A 22,601-nucleotide genomic window follows, 5' to 3' on the forward strand; every position below is an offset into this window, starting at 1 on the left:
TCATGAGGCCATTTATGTCTTCCGTCGCAACAGTATTTGTTCCTGGTAGCATTGGTAACGTGGGTCCCGGCTTTGACGTGCTCGGCTTGGCTGTCGATGGCATTGGCGATAAGATCACTGTCGAACTAGTCAACGGGCCAAGCCGTATCGCCTCGGTGACAGGCCGCGATGCAGATGCCGTGCCGTTGGCTGCCGAGGACAATTGCTGCACAGTAGCCGCAAACTCACTGCTGCACCGTATTGGCGAACAGCGCCTTGCCGTAGTGTCCATCGATCGCGCTTTACCGCTCGCAGGTGGCCTCGGTGCAAGCGCCGCTGCGAGCGTCGGCGGAGCTTTTGCGGCAGCCTTGGCAAGCGGTCAAAAAGTCTCGACGGCGACGATTCTTGCCGCAGCCCTTGACGGCGAAGATCTGATCTCCAGTCGTCATCTCGACAACATCGCACCAAGCCTGCTCGGTGGTCTCACCATAGCTCGCAGTAACGAACCGGCTGAGGCGATTCGTGTACCGATCAAAGGAGACTGGTGGGTCGCGGTCGTAAGCCCAGCTGTGCGCCTGACAACTAAAAAAGCGAGATCCGTCCTACCACAACTCGTCACGCAGGCAGATTTTGTGCAGCAAATGGCCAACACAGCTAGTTTAGTCACCGCTTTTGCAACCGGAGATTACGAGTTAGCGCGTCATGCTTTAGTCGATCTTTATGCCGAGCCCCGTCGCGCTGCATTGATTGGGTCATTCTACGCAGTTAAAGAGGCCGCTTTGGCGGCTGGCGCCCTCGGATGCACGATTAGTGGCGCGGGCCCGAGTGTGTTTGCCCTACTTCGTGACGAGGCGACGGCCATCTCTGTGGCAAAAGCTATGCAGGCGGCATTCTTTCCCGTCGATGCTGGCTACCATGTCGGTAGGGTTGCTGCAGAAGGAGCCCGCCGTCTATGAGTCTGAGCGCGAATGAGCATTTAGCATGTATTAGCTGTGACGCAACCTATCCTATCAATGTCGTGCGCTACCGGTGCGACTGCACAGCATTACTGCAAGTAGCTAGACAGGAACCATGGACGGCGCGCGTCAGCAAGGAAGTATGGGCGATGCGCCTCCTTAGCTCACAAACTCTCGATCAGAGTGGTGTGTGGGGATTTCGCGAAGCCGTGGTGAGCCTCCCCGTTAACGACATCGTGACACACCCCGAGGGTCGTACGCGGCTATACACACGGACCGCGCTTGCGGCATTTGCAGGTGTCGAGCGCTTGGCCTTTAAACATGAGGGAGAAAATCCTACCGGATCGTTCAAAGATCGCGGGATGACAGTAGCCGTATCACAGGCGAAACACCTAGGTGTCCAAGCCGTCGCCTGCGCGTCGACCGGCAACACCAGCGCCTCACTGGCCGCCTACGCAGCGCATGCTGGCCTCAAAGCCATCGTATTTTTGCCATCAGGCAAAATCTCGACTGGTAAATTGGCCCAAGCAATAGGCTACGGTGCTACCTGCCTTGCTATCGATGGTGACTTCGATGCAGCCATGAGTTTGGTGCAAGAGTCAGCAGCCAAACTAGGTCTATACCTAGTCAATTCGCTCAACCCCATGCGTCTCGAGGGTCAGAAGACTATTATTTTCGAACTGCTGATGCAGCGTGACTGGCAAGCTCCAGATTGGCTAGTTGTTCCGGCAGGCAATCTCGGGAATACCAGCGCTTTTGGTAAAGCTCTCATCGAAGCTCACGCAGCCGGATGGATCAGTAAATTGCCGCGTATCGTCTCGGTACAAGCTGCGGGAGCAAACCCCTTTTATCTGAGCTACCGCGATCAGTTTCGTCAGCAGCACCAAGTCAAAGCCTTAACGGTGGCAACGGCAATTCAGATCGGCGCACCAGTCAATTACGCCAAGGCCGTGAACGTGATGCGCGCCACAAACGGTATAGTTACCGAGGTTAGTGACGGCGAAATCATGTGTGCCAAGGCTGCGATCGATAGCGCTGGCATTGGGTGTGAACCAGCCAGTGCTGCTAGCCTGGCAGGAGTTACGAAACTTCGGGAGCAAGGCATCATCAAGCCTCACGATGATGTCGTATGTATCCTCACGGGGAATATGCTCAAGGACCCCGAGGCAACACTCAAAGCCGCGACAAATGAGGTGCGGACCATTGCACCTACCCTCAGCGCCGTCGCCGCAGCGATCCGCTGAAGGACCGGGCGCAAATTTGTAAGTGGCGGAAAATTGGGTCTATTTGACCGCTACATGCCAGGTGACCATGGACCTAAATTTAGCTCTGGTTCAACCTAGGCCGATGGTCTAACGTACGCAAATTTATAACCTAATTTGAAAATTTCGACCATGTCTTGCTGGCTCACCTGTCTCCTTCGGTCTCGTAGGATCCACCTGTGGATCTTGCCTACCCTAAGTTTTTGTCTGAGTTTCCTCATGACAGGGCTGGCTCATGCTAATCTCGACAAGAAGCTGATGTCCGTAACCATTCACGGACATACAAGAACGCATACCAGTTACCTTGAAAAACTTGTCCGTGATTGCCTAGACGGTGCCGCCTATCCGCAGCAGCCAGGGTATCTAGATAGCTACCTGACGCAGTGCATGATCAATACAAAGCTGTTTGAAAAGATCAAAATTGATTTCACCAATAACAGTATCGATGTTGAGGTGCAGGAACGTTGGACTCTGATTCCGATCCCCTATCTGCAAGTGAATACCGGTAATTCACGTCAGGTTGGCCTGATCGTGCTCGAGTCAAATTTTGGTGGCGAGGGCAAGATTCTCGCTGGAGGAGCATCACTATCCAACGTCGGCGCAAGCTTTTTTGGCTACTACCAAGATCCCGCCATCTACTTCGGTAACTGGCGCGGTGATATCCTAGCCGACCATGTGAACCAGCAACTGCGTCTTTACCAAGGGCGTAAGATTGTCGACAGTTTCATTGAATCAACTAGCGGTGTCCTCGGCGGCTTTGGCTACAGATGGAGTAACCTAGTCACTAACGCCCACCTAGGTGCGCGGCAACGCGGGTTTGTCCAGGATAGCCAATTTACGCCTCCGACCAATCAAACATTCACTTATCTAAACGCATTGGCGGAATACTCAGACAAGGATTTCCACTTCTACGGCAATCACGGCATGTCTTTAAAAGTGAATGCTACCCATCAACTCACACGCAGTGACGGAGTGGAACGCGCCGCTAATGCCGACTACCTATTTAGCTTTGAGCGCATTGTCATAAAACATGCCCTACAAGTCCAGGTTGCCGGCGGTACAGTGGTTGGCGGTGCTAAAGAGGACGCCTACAGGCTAGGCGGCAACAAAGGATTCCGCGGCGTCGAACGTTACGGCGTCTGGGCCGATCACTACCAAGTCGTAGCGATGGACTATCAAGTGCCCGTAGAGTCATTTGACGATGGCACCGTGACCATCGGTCTATTTAATGATTTTGGCGTACTCCATCAGTCCGGTGCCAATGGGTACGCCACTCATTTTGATTCCTTTGGGGTCGCTACTTACTTTTACCTGACGGCCATCGCTCTACCCGGGGTTGGGATAGAGTTTGGGTTGAACAGACAGTTCCAAGGACCTTTCGCCAATCTGACCATCGGGCTTTCCATCTAACTACCTAGCCGGTAACTTTGGTCGCTCCCTCAGGTGCTGCCGCCCTGTAAGCGTCGAGCCGTGCCTGCAAAACTGGGTCGTCGGCCTCAATCTCGAGCTTCAATTGATTGAGGCGCGGCCAAGATTTGTTGAGAAAGCGCTCGGCGTAAGAGGCCCGCGACGGATCATCTTCCGCGTCCCAAACTAAACACTGAGCTAAAGTGACCAAAGATTTGATCTCACAAATGCGCTCAGCATGAAGTAGTGCTGGGCCCACGTTCTCCATCTTGATCAAGTCGCGACTGAGCAACTTAACCATGCGTAGTAAATCGGTAGGCTTAACCTCTGAGATGGTCTCGCGCACATTGGTCTTCAAAAGGCGCAGCAGTAGAGACATGATCGCTCCACTCTCGAGTTGTTTAGCCCGATAGAGCTTCTTGCGCAAGGGATCGCCTGGTTTAAAGGCCTGAACCCTAAGACCCAGCGAAGTTTCGATGAATTTTGTCGGATTACGGATCACGTCCTTAAGCGTATCCTTGACACACATAAGTGCCTGGATGTGCGATGTACCCTCGTAAATGGCCAAAATTGGCGTCTCGCGTACCCACCACTCGGCACGGTACTCACGGGTGTATCCATAGCCACCGTGCAGCGCTAAGCCTTCTTGCGCCATCTTGATCGCCCGCTCAGCGCCGTACCATTTTATCAGCGGAGTCATCTTACGTACACGCTTGCGCGCGACGCCGGCTTTACGCTCAATCTCATGACGCCGCTCGTCGCTGAGGCTTTTATCCTCGAGCAAACTCTCGCATTGATACATCACGGACTGATTGTAGGCAGCCTGGTAACACACGCTGCGTAATGCCTGAATATCAACTTCCATGTCGAGCAGCTTCTCAGCTACCATCTCGTGGTGGGCGATGGGTACGCCCCAGGCCTTGCGTTGCTCACAGTATTCTTTGGCCAGTCGGTAGATGGATTCCATGTTACCTAACGCCTGAAAGCCCACCACGATACGAGCATCGTTCATGAGGTGAAGCATGTGCTGGAAGCCCTTGCCGTTCTCACCCAAAAGGTAGGCCACCGAGCCATCGAAGTTGAGCTCGCAGGTTGCAGATCCATGGAGCCCTAGCTTGTCCTCAATCTTATTGACCGTGTAGTTGAACTTGACCTTGGGATCCTCCTGTCCGTCGAGGCGGAAAGGCGGCTTGCGCAAACACATGAACAAATTAAGGTTGTTAAGCCCCTTAGCACCCTTGGCATTCATGGCCAAAACGAGACAGACCTGGCTATTACCGTTGGAGATAAAGCGCTTAGAACCATAGAGGCGCCAAGTGCCATCGGGCTGTTGCTCCCCGTAGGTACGCACATTACCGAGATCACTACCAGCATCTGGCTCGGTCAAGGCCATGCTGCCGGACCATTCGCCCGATACAATGCGATTCATGACGAAGTCTTTGATCTCTTCACTGGCAAACTTTTCTACAATCGCAGAAATACCACCGAACCAAACGATATTGAGACCTGTCGAGGGACAGGCGCGCATGATCAACTCGTTGGCACAGGCCTCAACTAAGAATGGCAAATTCATCCCGCCAAACTTGGGTGCAGCGCTGAGGCTGGAGGCACCAAGCTGCAGCAGTTTCTGCACATTATCGACCACCGTTGGGGGCAGAACGACATCGCCGTCCTTGAGGTAAATGGGTTCCTTCTCCACCTGGGCTGCCCTGGGAGCAAGCTCCGTGCCGCACAACTCACCGAGCGAATCTAACGAGGTCAAAATAAGATCACGATACTCTTCAGCCGTGCTGCATCCAGATACCTCGCGCGCCTCTGCCGTCAGCCCCGCAAACAGTTCCTCGAAATTAATACGGCGCGTCAATTGATACTTGATATCGGGAGTGTCGGTGAAAAAATTGGCTTTCATTTGCATGGCCGGATTTCCCCATTTTTCCATGTGAAATGGCTAATCGCGTAAAAAAATTAGCCCTTAAGAGAAGCATACGCTCCTCATGTCAAAATTATTACTTTTTTCTTTGCCGTCAGACCACAGATTGCGGTTTAATTCTTACATGATCATGCTAAACGCAATATGGTTATGGCTAGTAAGTACAGCGTCCGGGGTGCCTGTCGAATATCAGGTCAACGCCCGCGAAGGCTGTCGGCAAATAGTCGCTGGAGCCTACGTCCAGGCCTATGACGAGCGCGAGCGGACACTGGCCTACGTCGCGACTCTAAAAGAGCAACTCAGTGCACTGAAAACGGCTAGCATCAAAGCTAAACAGGAACTCAGCACCATCGAGTCGGCTCTCGCTAAGCAAAACTACGATATCGATAAAGCCAGTAAACTCGACATGGCCGCTGCTAACGCCCGCGCCGTGTTAGATCAAACAGTGGAGTATCAGAAGATGCTCAACGAGGCCGAGAAGGCCGTCATTCCGGCACGGCAGCGCGAGCAAGACATCAAGCGTCAGTTCGGGAAGGTTTTTGAGATCGAGATGGTTAAGGATAACGGCAAGGGTGGTTATCCTTTTCGCGTTGTCTACCGCACAGCTTGCCCTAAATACCGGGCGCTCTGTCCTTTACCCGCCGATCAGCAGGACGAGCTGCAGGCGCTCCGTATTGACGGAACACTTCCTGAGCCCTGCCGTAAATACGTAGGTCAGTCGAAGATTTGATTTTCAGAAGTCCAAGGCTCAAAAGTCGATGGCAAAACTCATAGCCACTTCCCGCTCAAAGGGCTCGATCTTAGGGAATGCATAGTGGAACGTGTTGTACTCGGCCATGACGTAAAATTTTGGCGAAAAGCGTAAACCTAGGCCAGCACCGGCATGAGGCTTATAGGTCGGGCCAAAGATTTTATTAACCGGTTCCTTACCGGTCTCCTCGGTATCGATAATCCTTTGCGTCGCCGTCACTCCAGCCTTGGCACGCAAAATAAAAATCCAAAACCCGGGATCAATCGCCAATGAGAGACGCGCATTGCGCTGCGTTTCGGTGACCTTTAGGTCGTTATCAGGGTTATCACCGGACACACTCATGTCCTCGGCAAAATCAATTTCGCCGTATTCGTCTTTGGCATCCTGGACTTTTGACGTGGTCGTTAGTTTGCTCTGTCCTACACTTGCCTGCAGACTAAACAGGCGCCAAAAAGAAATCGCTCCGCGTAGACCGGCCTCTTGTCGCTGCTTGGACGTTGCTGTTTCTTTGCTCTTATCAGTGGTCTGCGGCTTAATTGAGGAGGTCGACCGGATACTGACATAGGGCGACAACTGCACTCTGGCCTGCGCCGATGACGCACTGAGAAATGCGACTGCGCCCAAAAACCAGGGTAAAAAACAAGTGGATTTCATCGCTGGGTCCTCCCACCCGAACGATCGGCAGATTTGTCCCTCTCCTTAAACCAGAGTGCTCATCTATGGCATTTAAGTCATTGCTTATCTCAGTTTTTCACGGCGATCTGCCGATAGTATTGTGTGTGATTTGGTTTTGGGAGCAAAGTTAAGTTGATCACAAAAACCACCAAATACATCAAAGAAATTAGATCCTGGATTGACAGGCTCTACGGCGAGGCGCCTGATGAGCTGCCGGATATCCGCAGCCGCATCTATCAACATAGGCGGCAAACTGTCGACAGGATGGAGCCACACGTAAATCGGTTTGCTGTGTTTGGTTGTCCCGTCATCGGTACCCTGTGTTACCTTTTCGCATCCCATCCAGCCAATCTGACTTTGGCTTTGACCTTTTTTAGCGCGGTTCCACTCGGTGTCTATATGCAGCGATTTCGTGGCATGGATCAGGTACAAAGTAGATTTGTCACCTTCGTGATCGCGCCGCTCTTTATGATCGGTACGGCTATAGCCTTCTACCAAGTTTGGCAGGACTCGGTCGGGACCTGGTACAAAATGATGGGATCTTCTATCTATCTCCTCACTGGCGGTATCCTCATTCTGTTCAATTTTTCCTACCACGGTGAAGTTATCTTCAATCTCAGTATGCACCTCCTGCTGGGTGCCGTCGCGTGGCAGGGCGAGGGCTGGGCCCAATGGATGATCGTTCTGCTCATTGCTGACTTAGTGAATGCTGGCAGTAACTGTCTCTTCTTCCATACCTTAGCCAAGCAATCTAAATATGAATTTTTCACTCAGAAGATGATGGCTGAGAATGATCGGCTGAAATTCGAAGCTTTCGAGCGCGAGGTCTCACTCGCCCAGCAAGTCCAGGAATCTTTAGGCTCCAAGATCGATAGTATCCGCTTTCGCGGCATGCAGGTGAATATGTATCAAGAGCGACACCAATCACTTAGTGGTGACTGGATGGGTGCCCGCGTCCTGGCCAACGGTGACTTGGTTCTTGCCGTCGCTGATGTCACGGGCAAAGGGATCGCGGCGGCGATGGTAGCTCGCGCGATCCATGCGCTCTGGGCGCGCGCCGAGTCTAGCACTCAATTCAAGCCTGAAATATGGCTGGAAGAAGTTAATAGCACCCTCAGATCGATGGTGGTCGATCATCCTCAAACCGCTACGATTGGCGTTGCCGTAGTTAGCATTGGTAAGTTGAGTTACTACTCCTGCGGCCACATCCCTCTCTATTACAAATGCGCCAAGCTTACCGATGGTCGGTTCCGCGGTGTCATGAAGCCGGGTGGCATCATTGGCATCGATCGCAACATGGTGATTCGGCCGGTCGAAGTGCAATTTACACCCAACGATCTCTTATCAGTCATCATTGGCACGGACGGCGTGTTTCACCGAGGTACGCGCACCAGCCCGCGCGACCTTGAAGCATTCATCGCTGATCTCGGCGAAAACGGTGTCAGAGCCATCCATAGAATCCCGTCCAATGACGACAAGATGCTCATTTGGGTGAATCGCGATAACAATGAAACTTCACTACCGGTCGCATCCTAAGTAAAAAGCCCACACAGCACCTATGTCTGCGTGGGCCTCTGGTCCATTAGTTTGAGATCAGTGTTGGCCGGACTTTGCTGCGCCTGACTTTTCCATCTCGATAATGGTCAAATCCCTGGTGGCACTCATGCGCAGGATAGCGGCAATCTTATCTCTGTCTGGCAAGTGTGACTCTTCCACACTACTCAGCAATGTGCTGGTGACATGGTCCTGCATCATGTACGTCCGGGCAGCCTCAAATCTAGCCTCTGGCGGTACACCGTCCAACCAACCTAGCCCCTCGCGGTATACAATGTAGCTTGCGATATAAGCCGAAAGGATGGCGATTTGATGGGCTGCCGGTAGCCGTTTAAGCAGCCGATCCTTATATCGCTCAACCAGCACCTTGGGAACATGGCGGTATATGAGCCCGTGATAAAAATGATCCGCCAGGACTTTATCTTGCTCCTTAGTCAGATTCTCAAGAATGATATCTGTGACGTCGTTAATTTGGCGGGAAATCGCCATCGATAGCTCTACCAAAGTCTTACGACCGCCGTTCAGCGCATACTCCTTGAAGAGCAATTTGGCTTCCTGGTCTGCCTTCTGACGCAGAATTTCAATCACCTGCTGGACGTAGATGTCTTTGATCGCCAAAAACTCTTCAGTCGATAGCGTCAAGCTAGCGATGATCTCGTAGGACGAGCAAATAACCCCAGTTTTGTTGGCGCTTGAATCTTTGATGTTCAAGATCCCCTTCTTTTGCAGCTCTTGTCGCGCATCGCTGCTAAAGAAGATGTTAGCGCCTTCGACCACAGCCCGGCAGGTAGGTTTACCTTCCTTATCGATAAAGTTGGTCCAGTTTTTCTCGTTCACCGTATAGGGACGTCCGCCTGCGGGGATGAAGACGTCGGCCTTGACGTTGAAGTGAAGATTGTTGCGCGTTCTGATGTTATCAGGAGTGTCGGCCTTGATGACAAAGGCTCCCTTGGCTGCGCTCAGCAGTGACGAACTGAAGTCAGCTGCTGATTTACCCTGCTTAAAGAGTCTTAGGAGCTCCGACCAGGCGAGTCCTTCCGGATCATGAGCGGCACCGAAACCATCGGCGATCGCAACGACTCTGGCATTCTCGCCGTATTCACGGTGGAGAATTTTGAGCTCGTTGCCAGCCACGTCACCGTCTGGACCACCAGTCATCTTAACTGTGAAACGCTGCTCACGAGGATTGATACCAAGGTACTTAAGCATGTTCTCCAGGAACACATTTAGCCCCTCAGAAGTTACACCATACTCTTTGTGGTTGATCCCTGCTCCCGGCTTGGATGACATGAAGGCCGCAGCATACCTGTAGCCACGACGGGCCGCCTGCACCGGAATCCATTCGATCAAATCATTCGTGATATTCTCGTCCGGACCGAGGTAGATGATCTCCTCTTTGTCGTAGTAGCTAATACTGGCCGCTGTAGGCTCATCTGACTCGCCGCGAGCCACTAGCAGATCAAGTAGCGCATTCACTGCACCACGTACCGCCTGCTGCCTATGACCACCTGGCTTGAGCACCAGCACCGCTTTTGATCCACCCTCGGGGATGTCTTTATTCTTGAGCTGCTGCGCATGACTGAGCCCATAAACCTCATCAAACATGCCGGCCAGAGCGAAGTCAAAATCAGAGCCGTTGCGTGGCATGACTACCCGGAGACCACCACGCGAAATATCCTTCCACCTCACGTGGAACAAGCGGTAGTCCTTGCCGACGATGAAAAAGATACCAAAGGGCCGCATCGGATAAAACTTGCTACTCAACACCTCGGGTGCGATGCGGAAGGCTAGACCCGTTTTAGTGGGCAGAAAGTAATTGGTCTTGAGCGTGTGATCCAGGAGATTGATCGCCTCGAGCAAGATGGTCTTTTCAACCTCGTCAATGACTTCCTTAGTCATCTCAAGTAGTAGCACCCGCTTGTCAGCATAGCCGCCAGCGTTACGTTCTTGCTCCTTAAGGGGATCAAACTTCAGCCGGAAGAGCTGGACTAATTCGCGCGTAAAATCACTATATTTAAAGAACGTCGTCCTGACCTTGTACTGCGAGTAGTAGTACGGATTCTCCTTACCAAGCATGACATGCGCCCAGGTGGCGATACTGCGTATCAGGTTGGTTGCGTTGATAGAAAATCCGTACGGCGCCTTAGTTAACTCGCCGTAATCATCGACATCCACCCAGCCCAACGTCCGCAAGGCCTTATTCAGCCTCATCACCGGTACGGCGTTGAAATCTACGGGTTCCTCGTCCATCCTGCCGACGATGATGTGGAACACCGAAATCGGCTCGTCATAGCCCTGCGTAAACCGCACCATGAACGCCCGCACGACGTTAAATTCGTAGCGATTGATCAAATCGAGAATGGCCTCGAGCACCTGGGATGGATTGACATTCTTCATGCCTAGCGTCAGCCGTGCGTTAGGGCTGTTGTCCACAGGCTCGAAGAAGGTGTGAGCACCCTCGTGGTCAATCATGTAGCGGACCATACGGTAAAGGATCTGTATCCTTCCTGCCGTCGCGTACATGACAAAGTCGTTATCCAAGTTCTTGAGATAAGCATCGATCCGCGTCAGGTCATCGGGGAATTCCTCAACCAGCATGCTACGCGCAATTTTCACCTTCTCCATGATGCGGCGATTTTCGCGATCGAGCGGCTTGTGGTCCTTGCAGTGGAAGGTCGAGAGGAATAGCAATTTATCGCGCGAAAAATACAGCGATCCCATCTTGAGCGGATTCGGCGCGAGGCGCCGCGCCATATCGATCAAAATCGCGCGGTCCCCACCGGGACCGATGTAAGTCACTTTGGCCCGATCTCGGTCCCAAAGCTCGACGGTTTGTTTGGTCTCGAAAACATGGCCCGTGATAACGGCCGAAAGATGGCGCACCTTTTCCGGTCGCGGCGTAGTCTGATAATAGGCACGTGGCATATTGTTAAAAAACCACGGCGTTAAGATGGCAATACTCTGATCAAGCCCTATCCGGACTGTGTCCGCAATGTCCTCGATGTAATTCTCAAGCTCGTCGCCGGTTTTGATCTCCTCCCAGGAGGCGTGCTGACCCTCGCTAGCCGGCTCTTGGGGCTCCATCTCTTCATCGACATCGAGGGGAATCACTTTTTTTTGCGCGTTTTTTGGTGCCATCGGCAATCCTTCAAGTCGTCTTTATGTAACTAGTTTAGCCCACTCCCCCGCCAAGGCTTGATAGCCGGCGAACGATGGGAACGCCGCATTCTCGCGCCGCAATAGGTCGAGCACATCATCGGCCGGCGTACGCCCCCGGGCCGTGAAATGTCCGACATAAGCTTGGAGTTCGCGCTCAACACCATCCGACTTGAAACAAGGAGGTAAAGCAGAAAAGCCGGACTGCGCTAGCTCGGCAACTGCCTGAGCAAGCGTTCTTAGCGCCGGATGCGCCAAGCCATCTTCGGCCTTAATGAGCAACTCGCTGAGACGCTGGCGCTCGGGCAAGAGCAGCGCCAACAGAGCATCTAAGGTCTTATCGTCGTACAGCAGACCAGTCCAGTAGGCCGGCGGCACGCCTTGAAAAGCCCGCGGCTGGCAGTCTACCGATCTCAACTCCAAGAATCCGCGCGGCCGCACTTCCGGAAACAACAGCGTCAGATGAGTGATGAAATCGTTAAGCGTAGGACTTACACCGTCAATCGGTTGGTCCAGCCACTGACCGAAGCTAAGATTTGGACATCGGTAGTCAAGATCCGCAATGAAGACGACCTGGGCTCGCAGCGCAAACTCAAGATATTCATCAATCAAGACATCCCGCTTAAAATAACGATCAAGCTTGTCGTCGCTAACATCGGACAAAGTGGCGACCGTCGGTATCCCCGTATGCGTTGGGTCCGTGTGACGCCAAATCCGTGTCCGGTAACCACGGATGCCAGCTGGCTGCCGATTAACGACCGGGGACAACGCAAAAGTCGCCGCGGCAATCGGGGCCAGAAGTTGACTGGCAATGTAACGCCTGACCATGGTGGATTCATCGTGACCAAAGTCGAGATTCACCTGGAGGGTGCAGCTCTGGCGCATCATCTGCTGCCCGTAGGGACCGATCGCCGCATAGTAGCGATCCATCGCGCGGTAACGCGGCTTGGGCATCTGCAGACCTAAGTCAGCCAGAGTATGCCACGGATTAACGCCTACCTGCACGAGCCTAATCCCCGCGGCGCCAAATAGCGTATCGAGCTCATCCTGCACGGCCGTCATGCGGCGCATCGCATCGGCCAAACATGGATAGGGTCGCGACGAGAACTCGACCTGTCCGCCGGGTTCAAACGTGATCTGATCGCCATCGTCCAAAGCCACGCGCAGAAGTAGTGACTCACCCTTATCGCCGTCGGTATCTTCGAGGATCCACGGGCGCCTGCCAGCCGACCCACGGAAGACCGAAGCGATGGAAGTGCCCGGACCTTGCAGGGGTACCGGCGCCGGAACTGGCGCCCCCCCGCGATCAAGCACCGGTAGCATCTCAATCTCTAGCCCGACTTGGCCAGGCCACTGCGGATACTTGTCTCCGTACTCTGTGCTACGTAGGCGGAAAGCATGATCGGCTAAATGACGCCGACAATCATGGCGCGTCAATCGCGATCTACCGCCGGATCCTCCGGACGCCGACTGCTGCGACTGCGCTGCGACTAATTTCAAACGACGATGCTCCCATATGTGACATCCCCCCATCGCCGCTAGTCAGCTCACTACAGTAGGGCCTGGGGGTACGCGATGCCGCGTCTACGTTGCCAGTGGCCTGATCAGGACCCACCGGCGCTAGTTTCGACGTTAATTGCGAAGTCGGTTATACCGTGTTTTCTTACCGTATCAATCAATTTAATTACGACCCCGTGCGGCGTCTCCTTGTCGGCAGAAATCAGCGCATTCAGCGGACCAGCCCCGGTTTTAGCCTGCTGCTCTTTGATGAGTCCGGGCACCTGCTCGAACGAGATTGATTTGCCGTCTAAATAGAGCTGGCTCTTGCCGTCGAGGACAAAGGCCAGATTCTTCGTTTTCTCGCTGTTTTCGCCCGTATCGGCCTTAGGTAAGTTGACGTTGATGGAGCGGTTGACAATGTAAGTCGCCGTCACCATGAAAATAATCAGTAGCACCAGCATCACGTCTACAAGAGGCGTCACGTTGATCCCTGTGATCTCGTCATCACTGTCGCTAACACTACCAGCCATGGTGGCTCCAACTCTGGCCTTTCAGCCGTGTTCGTAGGACGAAAGTACCATCTTCATGACAGCTTCAGCATTGGCTAGGCGCCTCTTGACGACGCGGTTGAAGGCGTTAAAGGCAATCACAGCGGGTATCGCCACCATGAGACCAATAGCAGTGGCAACCAAAGCCTCGGATATCCCCGCCATGACCACGGACGGCCCGCCGGCGGGGTTTTCCGACAACTCTTTAAATGACATGATAATTCCGATAACAGTCCCAAATAGACCGATAAATGGTGCGTTGTTACCAAGCGTACCAAGCACCACCAAGCCGCGATCCAATACCTGCCGATTGCCGACCAGGAATCCTTCCATGCTCTCACGCATCGCCGTGACCCCACGCGCACTGTAGTCGATGCCGCGGAGTACCACCTGGGCCTCGATAGCGCCGCGATTGGCGCACAGCCGCCTGATCCCCTCGCTGTCCCTTTCAATGAGCAGCTTAGACAGATCATTGGTGAACGCGGGGAAGTCAATCCGCATGCGACTGAAGAACAAGAGACGCTCCAGCATCACCGTGACCGATATGACACTGAGCGCCACGAGCAGCCAAAGAATCCATTCCGTTCCCAGGAGGGTGATACCAAGGAGCTTGTCGACGATATTGAATTCCATGATCTAGTCACCCCATGTCGGCGCGGGCCAAACCTGCGCCCTTATCCTGCTAATTGCCTGTTAACGGTAGGATACTCGACTTTGCCGGTCAAAAAAAGGCTAGCTGCTTTCTTAACTTCTGCTCGTAAACGGCCATGGCCAGGAGATCTTGTCCCAGGGACTGGCTGCGGACCCGCGGCATGGCGACTCGATCCTTGGCTACGAAGAGCTCCACCGCATCGACAGGCTCTTCGTCACGGAGAAAGAGATTGCGGCCTATGATCTTCTCGGCCCTGGTGATCACCCAGCCGGCCCCCTGGCGTTCCCAGAGCCACCCCTTCTCACCGGCAGGCTTCAGGTAAAAGTAAGGACGCCCGGGCGCCACACGCCCACTCTCACGAAAGACGGTGCGGCCACCCTCCTGCGCATCGAGAGCGGCATAGAGATTCTGCTTCAGACGCAAAAAGATCTCGTCGGCCTGCAAACTACTTTCGAGTGTCGTGTAGCGTTGCTCAAGGGATACCGGCCGATCTTTCACGACCGCCTGACGCCGCTCCCGCTGGGTCTCGGACCTAGTGGACGCCACGCTCCTCGGCACGCCAGGAACTGCCGTGATTACGGCATTTTTGGTCTCGCGGTAACGTCGCCACCAATTTATCCAACTTCCTTGCATTTAATACCTTGACATATCGGGGCAAGATCTCTAATTAAACACCTACCTTGTTGCGGGAATAGCTCAGCTGGCTAGAGCGTCGCGTTGCCATCGCGAAGGTCGGGGGTTCGAATCCCCTTTCCCGCTCCAACAACTCTCCTGAAGATTCACATCTCCCTCTATAGAATATCTATGTTATCTAAGTTGGTCAGTAGGCAATTATTGCTCAGGATTTAATCTCACGGCAATATCTCACCCTAATATCTCAAGTCAGTTTTGATCATTGGGCTTCATCGACCACAATCGCTAGGGCATCATCATGCTGCATCTGCTGCCACATCTCGAAGGTAAACAGCACATCATCTGGGACTGGAATGGGACGCTCCTTGATGACGTCGACTTTTGCATCGAAATCATTGCAGCCATGCTTAGTCACCATGGGTTACCGGAGCTAGATAAGAACGCGTATCTAAAGCGTTTTCGGTTTCCTATCGTCGACTACTACGCCGAGCTTGGCTTTCGCTATGATGTGGTGCCGTTTGCGGAATTAAGCAAGCACTTCATTTCGCGCTACAAAGAGGGCATGGCCACCCGCACGCAACTATACGACGGGGTGCGCGATATTCTCGGCGCTTTAGCAGATCGCGGAGTGAGTTGCTCCATGCTCTCGGCTAATCACGAGGGCGATTTGCTTAAGCTACTCGACAACCACGGCATCCGGAATCACTTCGTCCACGTTTATGGCCTAGGCGATCATCATGCCGTGTCAAAACTGCAACGGGGGAAAGAGCTCATGCAGGTGATCTCTCATCCTCCAGAATCTGTACTGCTGATTGGTGACACCGATCACGACCTCGAGGTGGGCGCAGCGATGGGCATAGACGTCATGCTACTTAGCGGAGGTCACCAGTGCCACGATCGCCTGAGCGCGCTGCATCCTAGAGTAGCGCGACGTTCTTAAGACTCGAAGCTCAGCCTGGAGGCCAGGTGAGACCACGCCCACCGAGGATATGGGCGTGAAGATAATCGACCGTCTGCTGACCATCGCGACCGTTGTTTATAACGATCCGGTAGCCGTTCTTATCGAGGCCGAGGTGCGCAGCCACCTTGGCCACACCAGTGAAAAAAGCCCCGACATCTTGCACCGGGAGTGCGCCCAACTCGCTAAACCTGGCCACCTTCTTTTTAGGGATGACAAGCACATGGGTTGGCGCCTGGGGCTGAATGTCACGAAAAGCCAACACGGATTCGTCCTCGTAAACGATAGTGGCTGGAATTTCTCGACTTAGAATTTTATCGAAGATAGTGATGTCTGCCATATTTGCCTCCACGCTATGCTAAACTTTTAGCATATAGGCCAACGAACCAAAATCGAAACCCACACGACTCACTATCCAAACGGCCCGCCCATCATAGGAGCTCGGCTATGTTGATCAAGATCCGTGACAAGTCGCATGCCAGCGAGCAAGATGTCACACCTAAAGGACTTTATCTCAATCGCCGCAGGATCATGGCAGGGCTGGCTCAAGGCACGGTCGCAGCTGGAGCAGCTGGCTTAACACTCCCGTTTTGGAGTGACCAGGCTCAAGCGGCGAAGACTTTTGAGGGTGTGACGCGTAACAACGCTTTCGCCATTAATGAAAAACTAACCCCGCTCAAGGATGTCACGAGCTACAACAATTTTTACGAATTTGGTACCGATAAAGAAGACCCCAAGAGATTCAGCGCTGGCTTTCGCACTAAACCATGGAAACTAGTGCTCGACGGCGAGTGCGAAAAACCCGGCACCTATGAACTCGAAGATTTCCTCAAACCGCAAAAACTTGAGGAGCGCATCTATCGGCTGCGCTGCGTCGAAGCCTGGTCGATGGTGATTCCGTGGATCGGTTTTCCTTTGGCGGATGTCATAAAGGCCGCTAAACCGCGCAGCAAAGCCAAATTTGTCGCCTTCACGACGCTACAGAATCCCGAGCAAATGCCGGGCCAAAAGCGCCCAATTTTGGATTGGCCTTACCGCGAGGGTCTCCGCCTCGATGAAGCCATGCACCCATTAACCATTCTGGCCGTCGGCCTGTACGGCGAAGTACTCCCCAACCAAAACGGTGCGCCGTTGCGTCTTGTCGTTCCGTGGAAGTATGGATTCAAAAGTATAAAATCCATCGTCAGAATCACTTTCACGACTGCGCAGCCCGTAACCTCCTGGAACATGATGGCGCCCGAAGAGTATGGCTTTTACTCCAACGTAAATCCTAAAGTTGACCACCCACGATGGTCACAGGCCAAAGAGCGCCGTATCGGTGAGCTATTTAAACGCGAGACACTCATGTTTAATGGCTACGACCAAGTCTCCGGCCTTTACCAAGGTATGGATCTCAAAAAAGATTATTGATGCGTCCCAACATAAAACAAAAATTACTGTTGATGAAAACAGTGCTGCTATCAGTACTTTTGTTGCCACTAGTTCATTTGGCACTAGCTTTTATGAACGATGATCTCGGCGCCAACCCCGTTGAGAGAATGACTCACGTCACTGGTGATTGGGCCTTACGGATCCTGCTCCTGTCACTATGCATGACACCCGTGCAACTCCTCCTCAAATGGCGCAAAGCTATACTGATGCGACGCCTCATTGGACTTACAGCCTTTGGTTATGCGGCCCTGCACTTCGGTGTTTATCTAGTTTTTGACCAAGAACTAAGCCTTGTCGGTACCATGATCGATGTCAAAAAAAGACCGTACATCACGGCGGGATTTGCCGCACTCTGCCTGATGGTGCCGCTTGCCATTACCTCAACTGATCGCCAGATCAAGAAAATGGGGAGCAAGAGGTGGCAGATGTTACACAAATCCGTGTACTTGGTTACCACGTTGGCGATTGTTCATTATTGGTGGCTAGTCAAGGCAGACATCACCAAACCGCTCATATATGGGTTTATCTTTGCCGCATTGATGTTCCTGCGTCTTGGCAAACATAGCCTTAAGATGCGTATGCCTCTTCTTAAGAGGCCACCTCAGTAACTACCTCATCAACCGCCTGATGTATCTCATGTCCGGCTAGTGCTGCGCTAAGAGATCTAAATATAAAATCGCACTGCCTGGATCCACCACCGTGGATCTTGAAGCCGTGCTCGTTGCCGCTGTCAGACCGTTTACTCCACCGCACTTCCAAAGCGAATTCCGCCAGTAAAGCTTCTGCTAACAATGCATTTACCGCCGGATCTGAGGTCTCAATACGCGTTGAAATAATGGTTTGACGACCCAGGAGCCGGTCACCGATCGCGCGGAATCCATAACGCGAAAAATCCTGGACAACAAATTCACCCACGTCGCTCTTGAGCCTGATTGCGCCACCGGATCTGAGCCTAAACCTCTGGTCTAGCGAGCGCATACCAATACGGTCCAAAAACACAGTCTCGGCGCGCTGCAGTAAATCCCTCGCCTCGCTAAAGGGATTAAATTCAAATGCCTGTAGTAACTTGGTCTGATGCTTGACGGCAATGGAGATGGGTGTAAACATGGACACATCTACCTCGGCGAGTTGGAGCTGCTCAGCTACGGCTGCGCTTACCATGATTTTGTAGGGACTGCAGGCCTCTTTTAAGCGGCTAGCGAAATTAACACCAGCGCCGATCACTGTGAAATCAAGACGGTCTTGGTCACCGAGATTACCTACCGTCACCCTTGCCGTGTGTATGCCAATGCGCAGCGGCATGATCATCTTACTGTCGCCGCAATCGAGAGCTCGTTTCACATTCATTTCCTGAATCCGCGATGCCGCCTTAAAAGCATCCAAAGACGGATCGAATGACTTACCTACCCTCTTGTACCCGAATAAAGCCAAAACCCCAGCACCCATCGAACGATCAATCGAACCATTGTGCTCCTCAATGATTTTGAAAACATCATCCATGACAAGGGCTAGCTCTTGATAAATTCTCTCTTGTGACTGACCAACAGCAATTTCAGAAAAAGAGGCAATATCGATGAATATCATCGAAATATCCAATTGACTTGTATTAAAATGCCCCGAAAACGACTCGTTGAGCAGTGCATTGAGTCGCACAAGATCACCATCTTTGCGGAACGCATTGATGATCTGCTTGTGGCGATTCTCCATGTATCTAAGACGCAAACTCATTGACAACGAAAATGTGGCAGCACTTAATATAGCCCCAAAATGCAGCGCGCACTCCCGCACCTGAGTCGACTCCAAGATTCCAACTTCAGCGAGAAGAAAGACCACGCCACCAACTAAGTAAAACGATATCGCTGTAGCAAAAAGAAAGACGAAACTCTTATTCATGTACCCCTGGTATATGATTAAGTTGCGCGCAATTGCACCACCGGTGGCAAGCAGACCGATTTTAAAAATGATATCTGGACTGGCAAAGGCAAAACTCGCTGCCACAGCAATAGAAACATAAAGATGGATTTTTAAGTAACGATGGAGGCGGGGGAAGTTACGTCTATAGTCAAAAAATCTCCCCGCAAAAAGATAGATGAATACAAAGAAAAGACCAAACGCGACCGCAGCCATACGAAATTCGAACCCGCGCCCGATCGCTAGCTGCGGCAGTACTACTTTTGTAAAATGGGTAAAATATAGTGTGATAATTACATTAGACGATAACCACATTGCCAAATAGGCAAAAGATAAATCTCTCAAAATAAAGAACAGGACTAATACATAAATGGTAAATCCAATGAGACAGCCATTAAGAATTGCCCACTGAATTGTTAATTTCCGGACATAGACTCGATAATCACTCTCACGATAGACTTTGGGGACCACCGCCACATCGCCCTGAGACTCCGTTTTCACATAAAGCGTCGACGCAGCGGTCTTAGAACCAAACTGAAAATGATACCCATGGTCCGACTGACTCGCGAATGTTTCCGGGTAATCATCTCCCACAGTGATATGGCGTTCGATATCCGCATTGGATACGAGATAAAAATCGATACGTGAAAAATCGAGGATTTTCGCCCCATGTAAACTCGCGATCCAATCCCCCTCTTGCTCAGGGAGTTCATCCAAGTCCAGTCGATACCAGTGGATCACCTTACCACCGTCAGGCTTCATTTTGCTTTTGCCATCAGTCGATTCCCAGGCCGAGGCGGGAAGTCTGATGACCTGCGCGATGTCTGTCGTTGTACCATCTAAGACCAAGTGATTAACAGGAACTGATTGATGTATGTCACTCCGAAAATCGGGTACCAGCAGTAACAACCCCAAAAAAAATACTGCTGGCAGACGCGACCATATTCCCAACATTGATGACTTAAGTCCCATAATTCCCCCTTAACGGGGCGTCACGGACGACTTTCATGTGCGTGGAAAAAACATGAATGAGAAGATCTACTTGCTTACTATTGCCGCCAAGTAATTTTATGCCATGCTCATATCCAGCCTCGGTCTTACGACTCCATCGGACCTCGACCACTAACTGATCCATGTATTTTTGTCGGAGTTTTTGATTAAGAATCTCTACACCCGTATCAATCTCGAGTTCCATAATCACTTTTTGGGCAAAATAATGCTCGGAAATGACTCGCATGCCACTTGCGGAAAAATCTAACACCTGAAACTTCGCATGCGGCGCCTTGAGTGTGATGACCTGTGTGCTAACAAGCGCATGGCGCGCCTCACGAGGAAAAACCCCAACCTGCGAAAAATACACTGATATGGCAGTCCTTAGATCCTCAGGCCGTGTCTTTTCCAAGCTAAACTCATAAGCTAGTGCCAGATTTTTTTGGTGTTTCAGGGAAACATTGACCGGAGAAAAAACGTCAGATTCAAGTCCACTTGCAACCAGTTTTTCGAAGCACATTGCGCTTATCATTACATTAAAAGGACTGCAGGCTTGCTCAAGATTACTGACAAAATTGACGCCATGGCCGACCATGGTAAAGTCAACGCGAAGGCCTCCACCTAGGTTAGCAAGTAACACTGTATCCGAATGGATGCCTATGCGCACTGGCAGCAACCAATCCTTTTCGTACTGTCCTTGTTTTTTTATCCGCAGTGCCTCATCTATCAGCATATTTTGAATGGCTACAGCGGCATGAAAGGCATCGCGGGCATGACCGGCACTGCTTTCATTTTTGCCCGTAAAAAAACAAAGTAATCCGTCACCCAACGAGCGATCGATAACCCCATGGTTGGCGACAATCAGACGCGTCAGTGAATTAAGTCGTCGGGACAGGTCGGCAAATATATCAGAAGAAGCATCACGGTCTGCAACTAGCGAGAACGCCATGATATCGATATACATGATCGTGACATCAATTTCGCGACTGCTAATCGGTGCCAGATTAAGCTCTGATTCGGTCAACGACTCCGTTAATTTGTTGCTTTCGCCGCGCAGTGACCGAACGATGCCACGATGCTTAAGCTCGAGCTGTCGAATGCGATGCGTGGCTGCGGCTGACAGGAAGATGAAACCAAAGATGACGCCAGCATCGGCAAAATAATGGGCAAAATAACTAGCTGGGATGAAGCCTAACCAGGAACCCATCGAGATCACTACCGCCGGTAGAAATCCGCTCAGAAACATTCTGTAGTAAACCAGACTTCTGATCGGCCAGCGCATGATATCAACTATGGCTGTTGTACAAACAGCGACATTAGTTACCGTGACCATCACGATCAGAATCGGCGACGCTCTAAAAATGGGGGCAAGCACAACCTCCAAAGCCGTGAAGGCTATGACAAACTTTGCCCACGAGCTGAGATGATGACGGCCGAGGTCTCTAACGACATAACTGTGGTTCAGGAACATCAGTAGAAGTTGAGGGATCAGAATGATCTCCGCGATGATCAGGACGTGCACCGAAATATCGCGACTGAAATCGGGCCAAATGTAAAAAATCTGGCCACTAAAAAACAGTGGGAAGAATGCGTTGCCAATCTGTGAGGCTACCAACAACGCGTAGATCAGTTTACGTACGGTGAAGAGTAGGAGTAGGTTGTACATACAAAAGCTTAGATAAATCCCCGCCATAGCAGCGTGGACCCAACTCCGAAGGGTCATCAGGGCGCGATGGTTCGCTTCCACGCCTATGAAAAGAGGCGCCACTATTGCCACGTCTGTCTCGAGACGCAGGTACAAAGTACGATCTTGAGTGGTACTAGGGAGGAATTTGATGGTAGCAAATGGCGACTCGGTTTGACCCGGACGCTCTAAGCCACCGAAAGCCGACGCAACCACGGCTTGGGCCTCAACCAAATAAAAATCAACTTTACGGATCAGATGGTAACCAATTTCCGCGATGATTGGCTTTGGATCCGCCTGGGAGCGGACTTGGATCCGGTACCAAACAGGCCGCACACTGCCCATAACTCCGAAGTGATGCTTGGCTTCTTTAGCCTCCCACGCCGACTCCGGTTGGTTTTTTATGTCGTCAATCGAGCTGATGTCCGTGTCTAACGGCCCAACGAAGCGCGCTGCACGGTAGTAAGTACCATCAAAACCGGCCGGATCAGGAGCAACCAGTGCAATGGTCAGAAAAACCAACGCGGGCGAGATCGCCATCAGTCGGTATGCCCAATCGGGAGGATTTCTGAACCAAGTCCGTATCACGCTGCACTCCTCCTACTCCGTATCGGAGGGGTGGTC

At 52.1% G+C, this 22,601-nt stretch carries 18 protein-coding genes and 1 tRNA gene; 9 read left to right on the top strand and 10 right to left on the bottom strand.

Going from position 1 to position 22,601, the window contains the following annotated elements:
* Positions 1–2 precede the first annotated feature (2 nt).
* From FJ146_06425 to FJ146_06435, 3 genes are all read left to right on the top strand, one after another.
* Positions 3–935, top strand: a complete 933-nt coding sequence (locus tag FJ146_06425) for a homoserine kinase (GenBank protein MBM4251588.1) — start codon at positions 3–5, stop codon at positions 933–935.
* Positions 932–2,179 (top strand): threonine synthase, encoded by a 1,248-nt coding sequence (locus FJ146_06430; GenBank protein ID MBM4251589.1) that lies wholly within the window; start codon positions 932–934, stop codon positions 2,177–2,179. The genes FJ146_06425 and FJ146_06430 overlap by 4 nt, the downstream gene beginning before the upstream one ends.
* Positions 2,180–2,416: 237 nt before the next feature.
* A complete protein-coding gene (locus tag FJ146_06435) occupies positions 2,417–3,607 on the top strand; it encodes a hypothetical protein (protein ID MBM4251590.1) in 1,191 nt (396 codons plus the stop codon).
* A gap of 4 nt (positions 3,608–3,611) precedes the next feature.
* Here FJ146_06435 and FJ146_06440 read toward each other — a convergent pair whose 3' ends face one another.
* The gene (locus FJ146_06440) at positions 3,612–5,543 is read right to left on the bottom strand and encodes a hypothetical protein (protein ID MBM4251591.1); all 1,932 of its coding nucleotides are present in this window, start codon (positions 5,541–5,543) and stop codon (positions 3,612–3,614) included.
* A 115-nt stretch (positions 5,544–5,658) separates the two neighbouring features.
* Between FJ146_06440 and FJ146_06445 the strand changes: the two genes are divergently transcribed.
* Positions 5,659–6,264, top strand: coding sequence for a hypothetical protein (locus FJ146_06445; protein MBM4251592.1), 606 nt, complete (start codon positions 5,659–5,661; stop codon positions 6,262–6,264).
* A gap of 18 nt (positions 6,265–6,282) precedes the next feature.
* Here the strand turns inward: FJ146_06445 and FJ146_06450 are convergent, their stop codons facing one another.
* Complete coding sequence (locus FJ146_06450; protein MBM4251593.1) at positions 6,283–6,939, bottom strand: porin family protein; 657 nt, start codon at positions 6,937–6,939, stop codon at positions 6,283–6,285.
* 153 nt (positions 6,940–7,092) lie between these two features.
* On the opposite strand from FJ146_06450, the gene FJ146_06455 reads away from it, so the two are divergent.
* Complete coding sequence (locus FJ146_06455) at positions 7,093–8,496, top strand: hypothetical protein (GenBank protein MBM4251594.1); 1,404 nt, start codon at positions 7,093–7,095, stop codon at positions 8,494–8,496.
* A 57-nt stretch (positions 8,497–8,553) separates the two neighbouring features.
* Here the strand turns inward: FJ146_06455 and FJ146_06460 are convergent, their stop codons facing one another.
* The 5 genes from FJ146_06460 to FJ146_06480 form a co-directional block, all read right to left on the bottom strand.
* Entirely contained in the window at positions 8,554–11,652 is a 3,099-nt protein-coding gene (locus tag FJ146_06460; protein ID MBM4251595.1) for a hypothetical protein, read from the bottom strand.
* Positions 11,653–11,673: 21 nt separating this feature from the next.
* Complete coding sequence (locus tag FJ146_06465; protein MBM4251596.1) at positions 11,674–13,203, bottom strand: hypothetical protein; 1,530 nt, start codon at positions 13,201–13,203, stop codon at positions 11,674–11,676.
* A 71-nt stretch (positions 13,204–13,274) separates the two neighbouring features.
* Positions 13,275–13,700 carry a biopolymer transporter ExbD gene (locus FJ146_06470; GenBank protein ID MBM4251597.1) on the bottom strand — a complete coding sequence of 142 codons (426 nt, stop codon included), beginning with the start codon at positions 13,698–13,700 and terminating at the stop codon, positions 13,275–13,277.
* A gap of 21 nt (positions 13,701–13,721) precedes the next feature.
* The gene (locus tag FJ146_06475) at positions 13,722–14,351 is read right to left on the bottom strand and encodes a MotA/TolQ/ExbB proton channel family protein (protein MBM4251598.1); all 630 of its coding nucleotides are present in this window, start codon (positions 14,349–14,351) and stop codon (positions 13,722–13,724) included.
* A gap of 88 nt (positions 14,352–14,439) precedes the next feature.
* A complete protein-coding gene (locus FJ146_06480; protein ID MBM4251599.1) occupies positions 14,440–15,003 on the bottom strand; it encodes a hypothetical protein in 564 nt (187 codons plus the stop codon).
* A gap of 52 nt (positions 15,004–15,055) precedes the next feature.
* On the opposite strand from FJ146_06480, the gene FJ146_06485 reads away from it, so the two are divergent.
* Positions 15,056–15,132: transfer RNA gene (locus FJ146_06485), tRNA-Gly, on the top strand.
* A gap of 169 nt (positions 15,133–15,301) precedes the next feature.
* Positions 15,302–15,943, top strand: a complete 642-nt coding sequence (locus FJ146_06490; GenBank protein ID MBM4251600.1) for an HAD family hydrolase — start codon at positions 15,302–15,304, stop codon at positions 15,941–15,943.
* 10 nt (positions 15,944–15,953) lie between these two features.
* On the opposite strand, the gene FJ146_06495 is transcribed toward FJ146_06490, so the two are convergent.
* Positions 15,954–16,301 (bottom strand): histidine triad nucleotide-binding protein, encoded by a 348-nt coding sequence (locus FJ146_06495; GenBank protein ID MBM4251601.1) that lies wholly within the window; start codon positions 16,299–16,301, stop codon positions 15,954–15,956.
* A 107-nt stretch (positions 16,302–16,408) separates the two neighbouring features.
* Between FJ146_06495 and msrP the strand changes: the two genes are divergently transcribed.
* Both msrP and FJ146_06505 read left to right on the top strand, forming a co-directional pair.
* Positions 16,409–17,371 (top strand): protein-methionine-sulfoxide reductase catalytic subunit MsrP, encoded by a 963-nt coding sequence (gene msrP / locus FJ146_06500; GenBank protein ID MBM4251602.1) that lies wholly within the window; start codon positions 16,409–16,411, stop codon positions 17,369–17,371.
* Positions 17,371–18,000 (top strand): sulfoxide reductase heme-binding subunit YedZ, encoded by a 630-nt coding sequence (locus FJ146_06505; protein ID MBM4251603.1) that lies wholly within the window; start codon positions 17,371–17,373, stop codon positions 17,998–18,000. Before msrP ends, FJ146_06505 begins: the two co-directional genes overlap by 1 nt.
* Here the strand turns inward: FJ146_06505 and FJ146_06510 are convergent.
* Both FJ146_06510 and FJ146_06515 read right to left on the bottom strand, forming a co-directional pair.
* Positions 17,981–20,275, bottom strand: coding sequence for a hypothetical protein (locus FJ146_06510; protein MBM4251604.1), 2,295 nt, complete (start codon positions 20,273–20,275; stop codon positions 17,981–17,983). The genes FJ146_06505 and FJ146_06510 overlap by 20 nt on opposite strands.
* On the bottom strand, positions 20,265–22,565 hold the full coding sequence (locus FJ146_06515; protein MBM4251605.1) for a hypothetical protein: 2,301 nt from the start codon (positions 22,563–22,565) through the stop codon (positions 20,265–20,267). The genes FJ146_06510 and FJ146_06515 overlap by 11 nt, the downstream gene beginning before the upstream one ends.
* Between the last annotated feature and the right edge of the window lie 36 nt (positions 22,566–22,601).

It is taken from the genome of Deltaproteobacteria bacterium, assembly GCA_016874735.1.
GTDB lineage: Bacteria > Bdellovibrionota_B > Oligoflexia > Oligoflexales > CAIYRB01 > CAIYRB01.